Source organism: Enterococcus sp. VV15 (assembly GCF_005236045.1).
GTDB lineage: Bacteria > Bacillota > Bacilli > Lactobacillales > Enterococcaceae > Enterococcus_B > Enterococcus_B durans.
The window spans coordinates 1-5,517 of sequence record NZ_QPTY01000062.1 but is presented as its reverse complement, the minus strand read 5'-3'; the positions used below and the strand labels follow the sequence as shown (position 1 = coordinate 5,517).

At 34.5% G+C, this 5,517-nt stretch carries 9 protein-coding genes; 4 read left to right on the top strand and 5 right to left on the bottom strand.

The genetic code is table 11. The features are described 5' to 3' along the window. Positions 1-310: 310 nt before the first annotated feature. Positions 311-616 carry a hypothetical protein gene (locus tag DVW83_RS15740; protein WP_224784451.1) on the top strand — a complete coding sequence of 102 codons (306 nt, stop codon included), beginning with the start codon at positions 311-313 and terminating at the stop codon, positions 614-616. A gap of 91 nt (positions 617-707) precedes the next feature. Then, on the top strand, positions 708-959 hold the full coding sequence (locus tag DVW83_RS15735; RefSeq protein ID WP_224784450.1) for a hypothetical protein: 252 nt from the start codon (positions 708-710) through the stop codon (positions 957-959). A gap of 982 nt (positions 960-1,941) precedes the next feature. Here the strand turns inward: DVW83_RS15735 and DVW83_RS13965 are convergent. Together DVW83_RS13965 and dat are read right to left on the bottom strand one after the other, a co-directional pair. Continuing rightward, positions 1,942-2,529: a dihydrodipicolinate synthase family protein gene (locus DVW83_RS13965; RefSeq protein WP_238699433.1), complete on the bottom strand. Its 588-nt coding sequence runs from the start codon at positions 2,527-2,529 to the stop codon at positions 1,942-1,944. 149 nt (positions 2,530-2,678) lie between these two features. Next, positions 2,679-3,527 carry a D-amino-acid transaminase gene (dat, locus tag DVW83_RS13960; RefSeq protein ID WP_104661039.1) on the bottom strand — a complete coding sequence of 283 codons (849 nt, stop codon included), beginning with the start codon at positions 3,525-3,527 and terminating at the stop codon, positions 2,679-2,681. Between the two features lie 219 nt (positions 3,528-3,746). Between dat and DVW83_RS13955 the strand changes: the two genes are divergently transcribed. Next, complete coding sequence (locus DVW83_RS13955) at positions 3,747-4,277, top strand: ClbS/DfsB family four-helix bundle protein (protein WP_104661040.1); 531 nt, start codon at positions 3,747-3,749, stop codon at positions 4,275-4,277. Between the two features lie 118 nt (positions 4,278-4,395). Beyond that, on the top strand, positions 4,396-4,530 hold the full coding sequence (locus DVW83_RS15845; RefSeq protein ID WP_258078983.1) for a hypothetical protein: 135 nt from the start codon (positions 4,396-4,398) through the stop codon (positions 4,528-4,530). 62 nt (positions 4,531-4,592) lie between these two features. On the opposite strand, the gene DVW83_RS15730 is transcribed toward DVW83_RS15845, so the two are convergent. From DVW83_RS15730 to DVW83_RS13945, 3 genes are all read right to left on the bottom strand, one after another. Beyond that, the gene (locus tag DVW83_RS15730; protein ID WP_224784449.1) at positions 4,593-5,039 is read right to left on the bottom strand and encodes a hypothetical protein; all 447 of its coding nucleotides are present in this window, start codon (positions 5,037-5,039) and stop codon (positions 4,593-4,595) included. Beyond that, entirely contained in the window at positions 5,030-5,278 is a 249-nt protein-coding gene (locus DVW83_RS15725; RefSeq protein ID WP_224784448.1) for a hypothetical protein, read from the bottom strand. Before DVW83_RS15725 ends, DVW83_RS15730 begins: the two co-directional genes overlap by 10 nt. Before the next feature lie 128 nt (positions 5,279-5,406). Further along, the coding region (locus DVW83_RS13945) for an aggregation-promoting factor C-terminal-like domain-containing protein (protein ID WP_446717769.1) at positions 5,407-5,517 on the bottom strand (111 nt) is incomplete at its 5' end.

The window sequence follows — 5,517 nt, the reverse complement described above, 5'->3', positions numbered from 1 at the left end:
GAAAATATATTAAGTTTGATCAATGAGAGACCGGTAAAACATTGTATAGTATTTTACACAGGATTATGGACTTGACTTTCCCTTCAAACTGCATTTTTTATGAATAGATGCAAAATAACTTTGATGTGAAATTTATATACAAAAAGTTTATATATTAAAATACATTATCCTAATAAATCAACCATATACTTAAAATAGTTTTCGCTTATTCTTTTAAGATAAACGTTTTTTGGCATGTCTGATAAGTTTGATACATTGATTTGGATTTATGATACGATTAAATAAAAAAATAGCTAGGATGTGCATGAGATTGGACAATAAAAAAGAGGAAAGTAAGGGGTTGCTACTATTAGAATCATTATATGACAAATGCTTAGACGGAATACCTAAAGTATCTAAACCAGTTTCAGAATTGGCGGATGAGTGCATAAAAAAATATGGTAGAACAGATAAAGCAATTGTAAAATTGGTGAGAAATCAGTTAAACAAAAATAGTCTAAATGGATTTGTGACAAGCTTTGGTGGATTTATAACAATGCCATTTACTCTGCCTGTCAACATTTACGTCAGTCATATATGTTCAAATGAGAATGGTAGCTGCTATTGCATTGATTAGAGGGTATGATTTGAGAGATGATGAGGTTTAGACTTTCGTTTATAGTTGCTTAGTTGGCAATGTTATAGCAGACACATTTAAAAACACAGGTGTGCAAGTAGGGAATAAAATTGCTTTAAATGCGGTAAATAAAATTTCAGGTAAAGTTTTAACTAAAATAAATCAAAGAATAGGATTTAGGTTTATAACTAAGAATGGAACAAAGGGAACAATTAATTTAGTAAAAGTAGTTCCGGTTGTAGGCGCTGGCGTAGGGGCGTCTATTGATTTTTCAACGACATGGGCGATTGCTAAAAGAGCAAAAAAGGTTTTTGAAGGAAACAATATCATCAATCTGGAATAAAAGTACAGTCAACTAGTAACTAAAATGATATTTCTACTTTCCATTTAAAAAGTGCCTCTTATTGGGTTAAAGTCATCCAGTAAGAGGCACATTCTTATTCTGTTTCAAGTTATTGGGTAAGTTCCCAAACTGATTCGACTTTTTTGTTTACTTAACGACTCAATATAAAAGGGACACACATGATCAATACAATAATGCCGAAGATGAGTGAGTGCATAGATACAATGAAAATTTTTGACATAAGATCTTTTTTCTTGTTTCTTAATTTTCTAACTGAATCAATATCTTTATTTTCGATAAATGCAAGATTTCTTTATACGTTTGAACATCGCTTTCTTTTTTTATTTTTTCGATTTTCAATGCTGCATACATAGAGATCAACCATAGCATAAGTGGTGGGACGATCCACCAATAATTTGGTAAAAATAAGGATGGTCCAAAAGTAAGAAATACTTTTGTCTCATTCTTTAAAAAAGAATAAACGCTGGGAGCAGAAGCAACTCCTGCTTAAATAAGCCGAAATTCACAAAAATGTGAAAAGCAATTTTCGTTGATTTCTTCTTATTTCTCGGAGTTAAACACTTCTGTCTCGACCTCATTTACTTATGGGGTCACTAATTTTAGTCGACTAAATGTACCAAATGTGAGTCTCTTAGTGATTTAAAATAAGGAAAAGCGTTGATAGAAAATAGTATAACGAATGAACATATTCAAGCCGACTCAGTCTCTTTGCCACGAACTTGATGAAAGGATATGAATGCAGTAAGTCACTCTCAAAATAGATGAATGAGTGATTGGAGTGAGATTATTTTTACAAGTATTTATTGTTGGCTAATCTACATTATTCATTATTTCCTAATGGTTGGCGACAGATTCCAAAAGAAATACCTTCATTTTCGCTTATTTTGCTTTTTACGTAAGGAAGTGGGGAATGAGCGTATAACTTCTCGATTTTTGTAGCAGTCGTTTGATCAGTGGAAGGTTACTTATTTTTCAATTCAGTAAACCATTGCTTAATTTCTATGGGATAAATATTTCCAGCAATAGAAGAAATGGCATTGAATCCTAAAGCTAGTTTTTCTGTTACAGCTGATTCACCACCCATGTAGACTTTTAAAGGTTTTTCTATTTTAGCGAGAATTTCAGGAAGATGAGCTGGATTTCCGGCTTCTTTTATTCCGATGACCCGATCGTCTTTTAAAAGTGTTAAATAGGTGTCTACAGTGATGTCAAAGCCGGTACGACGCGGATTGTTATAGAGTATCGTTGGCTTATTGGCGAAAGAGATCACCGATTTCGCATAGGAAATAGCTTCCTGTTGTGAAGGAAGAATATAAGGGGGAAAACCTAATAAGATTCCTGTGACTTCATTCGAAGTATTGATTTTTTGAGCGAGGCTCTCTGCCTCTTTTTGGCGAATACTAGATAGACCAAAAACGATTTCCAAATCATTATACATATTTAGTTTTTTAAGCGCATCAAGCAACTGTAATTTTTCTAGTAACGTCAATGAATGTTGATCGCCAGTTGAGTCGCCTACTAAAACTGATTGAACACCTTGAATAGCCAAATAATCAATATGTTGTAACGTGGCTTTTAAATTTAAGGTTTCATCTTATAAAAAGCAGTAGGAACAGCTACTTGATAATCTTCATTTAATACTATGACATTTCCTCCAATTTTTATCCTGAATTACGATCAATGAATAGATTGAAAAAATCAATGTGAAGTGCGGATAGAGTCAATATAAAGTGTTTGTAGTTTCTTGGTGATTGTTCCACACTGGCCATCAGCGATTTGCTTTCCGTCGATTGAAATGACTGGTACGATTTCATAAATACTATTGGAAATAAAACATTCAGTGATTTTATCTAACTGAGTGACAGAAAAAGGAGTTTCACAGACTTTTAGTCCATTTGCACGGGCTAATTTTAAAATCTGCATTTTAGTGATACCTGGCAAAACAAGGCTGCCATCAGGGTGGGTATATAAAATATCGTCAACGACAAACCAGACATTTGAGGCAGATGCTTCTGTGATCTTTCCGTCTCTTTGTAAAATAGCGTCATCGAATCCTTTTCTGACAGCTTCATCGAGTGAGAGGATATTGCCAATCAGACTTAATGATTTGATGTCACAATGTAACCAGCGGGTATCTTCAATGATCGTTGCACGGATTCCGTTTTTTTGCATTGCAATGGGTCGTTCAATGGGAATCGTGTAGGCGATATAAATCGGTGTCGTCTTCTTAGAGTCTGGGATCAGATGTTGTCTAGGTGATACGATTCCTCGAGAAATTTGAAAATAGATTTCTCTTTCACTCACATGGTTTTTCTGGATAAGTTGTTGAAGTTGCTCTTGAAGTTCATGTTTTTCGAATGGAAGAGTTAAATGGATTTTCTCAGCCCCGACCTTTAAACGATCGAAATGTTCTGAAAACATGAACATTTGTTGATCGTAAACACGGACCACTTCATATAGACCATCCCCGAAATGATAGCCGCGATCATCAGGTGAAATAGTGATTTCATCTTTGGGAATAAGTTGACCATTAAAAATTGCGTTCATAAAAAATACCTCCTAAAACTTCTAACTAAATGAATAATGCGTTATTTAATCAGAATATTCATACATTTTCATGCTTGAAACGTACTTTAGCAAAAGATCATGGGAATTACAATGCTTTTTTCTAAATACCTGTAATCATTCGCGGGATCTGTGAGTGTTTGTTACAATCAAAATATAAAAATAAAACGTGTTAAGACAGAAAATAATAGGAGGAAGTACATGAGACCAAAATCAAAAGATGACTTGATTGAAGCCGCGAATCAAAAATTTGCTGAATTATGGGAACAAATTGCAAAATTGAGTGAAGAAGAACAGCAAGCACCTTTCTTATTTGATGAAGCTTTTTTAGCGAAGAAAAAAGAGACACATTGGCGAAGAGATAAAGATTTAAAAGATGTTTTGATCCATCTCTATGAGTGGCATCAGCTTTTACTAAATTGGGTCCAAAAGAATCAGAAGCAAGAGAAAAGTCCGTTTTTACCAGAGCCATACAACTGGCGAACCTATGGACAAATGAATGTTGCATTTGTTACAAAGCATGAAAATACGCTGTTGTCTGATGCAAAATCCTTCGTGTATCAAACACATGAACAAGTGATATCATTAGCAGAGGAATTTGATAATGCTGAGCTATTTGAAAAGGAAAAATTTGACTGGACAGGGAACACAACTCTAGGGAGTTACTTTATTTCTTCGACAGCTAGCCATTATGATTGGGCGATCAAAAAAATAAAGCAATCTCAGAAGTAGTAAGTGCTAGTTTATTTTGAAATCGAAAAAAACGAACAACTCATTACCAGTTGTTTCATCATGGATAGTTACCAGATATTCAGAAATGGAACGAATCTTTAGATAAGAAAGGACAAAAGTGATTGATTACGAAGGTGAAGTGATACCTGTCCCAATCATTTATTTACGGTTGGAATGTGAGGCCAAAGTATTTCTTCCTTCTAGTAAATGTTCCTTATTACCTGGGGTTGGTTTATGGCTTTCTGACCAATAAGGCTGTGATATTGTTTCGTTTCTGGGCTGGTGTATGGCTTTTGTTTCTAAAGAGAATCTGTCTCAGATTTTTTTCATGCTGATTTTTTTGATTTGAGAGGATGTATGGCTTAAGTTTTTATGTATTTTTCTTTGTTGACTGGATAGATGTGACAGCTTCTTTTTTATTTTATAAATTGTTTTAGTGGATATATTAAAGTCTTCCTTGAGTTCTTTATAAGTGGAATTTGGATGTTCCCTTAATTTTTGTTCAACACGTTGGAATTTCTTAGTACGGTAGGTAGATCTCACTCCTAGCTGTTTTTTGATGTAGGTGATAGTTATATGTGAAATCTGATGTTCTTTAGCAATCTCTTTGTAGGAGTGGTTAGGATTAGTCAAAAGTGCGTGGGCTGCTTTTTGTGTTCGCTCAAAGCGAAACGATCTTTTGCGATTATTTTTCCCGACTGGTATTGTTGGATTGATTTCTTGTTGATTTAAAGAGAGTGGTATTGTATTGTCTACCCGCAAACTGCTATATGAGTCATTTTGAGATACGAAGTTAAGGTCTGCGAAAGCTGATACTCTTCTGTGGCAATGTAATGTTCTGAATGAAAATCAGACGTGCAGGGGATATCTACGAATGAAGAGGAAGGCCATTTCATTTGTGATTGAAAATCCGAACTGTTTTGGAAATTATTGACTTGAGAAAGTAGCTTATCTTCTATCTGGGCGGATAATATGGTTGAATCGGTGCGCTCAATGGGCATAAAGAAACCTCCTAAAAATGTTTCTTTTATTTTACTTCTGTTAGAACGAAGATGGAGGACCAGTTTTTCTGAAAAAATAAAAAAGATAGATAACCTGTCAAAAGGCTATCTATCTTTTTATTTTTAGCTTAGTACCAACCGTTAGCTAACCAGAATGCTTTTGCAGCATCCCATGAACCATAACGTGAAGTAACATATTGATCGGCTACACGTTCTTGATTAGCAGCAGAGTAGTCACC

Excerpts from the sequence above, each read along its gene's own strand:
- dat (WP_104661039.1), bottom strand. The coding sequence starts at position 3,527 with ATGAACGCAATTTTTAATGGTCAACTTATTCCCAAAGATGAAATCACT.
- DVW83_RS13955 (WP_104661040.1), top strand. The coding sequence starts at position 3,747 with ATGAGACCAAAATCAAAAGATGACTTGATTGAAGCCGCGAATCAAAAA.
- DVW83_RS15725 (WP_224784448.1), bottom strand. The coding sequence starts at position 5,278 with ATGCCCATTGAGCGCACCGATTCAACCATATTATCCGCCCAGATAGAA.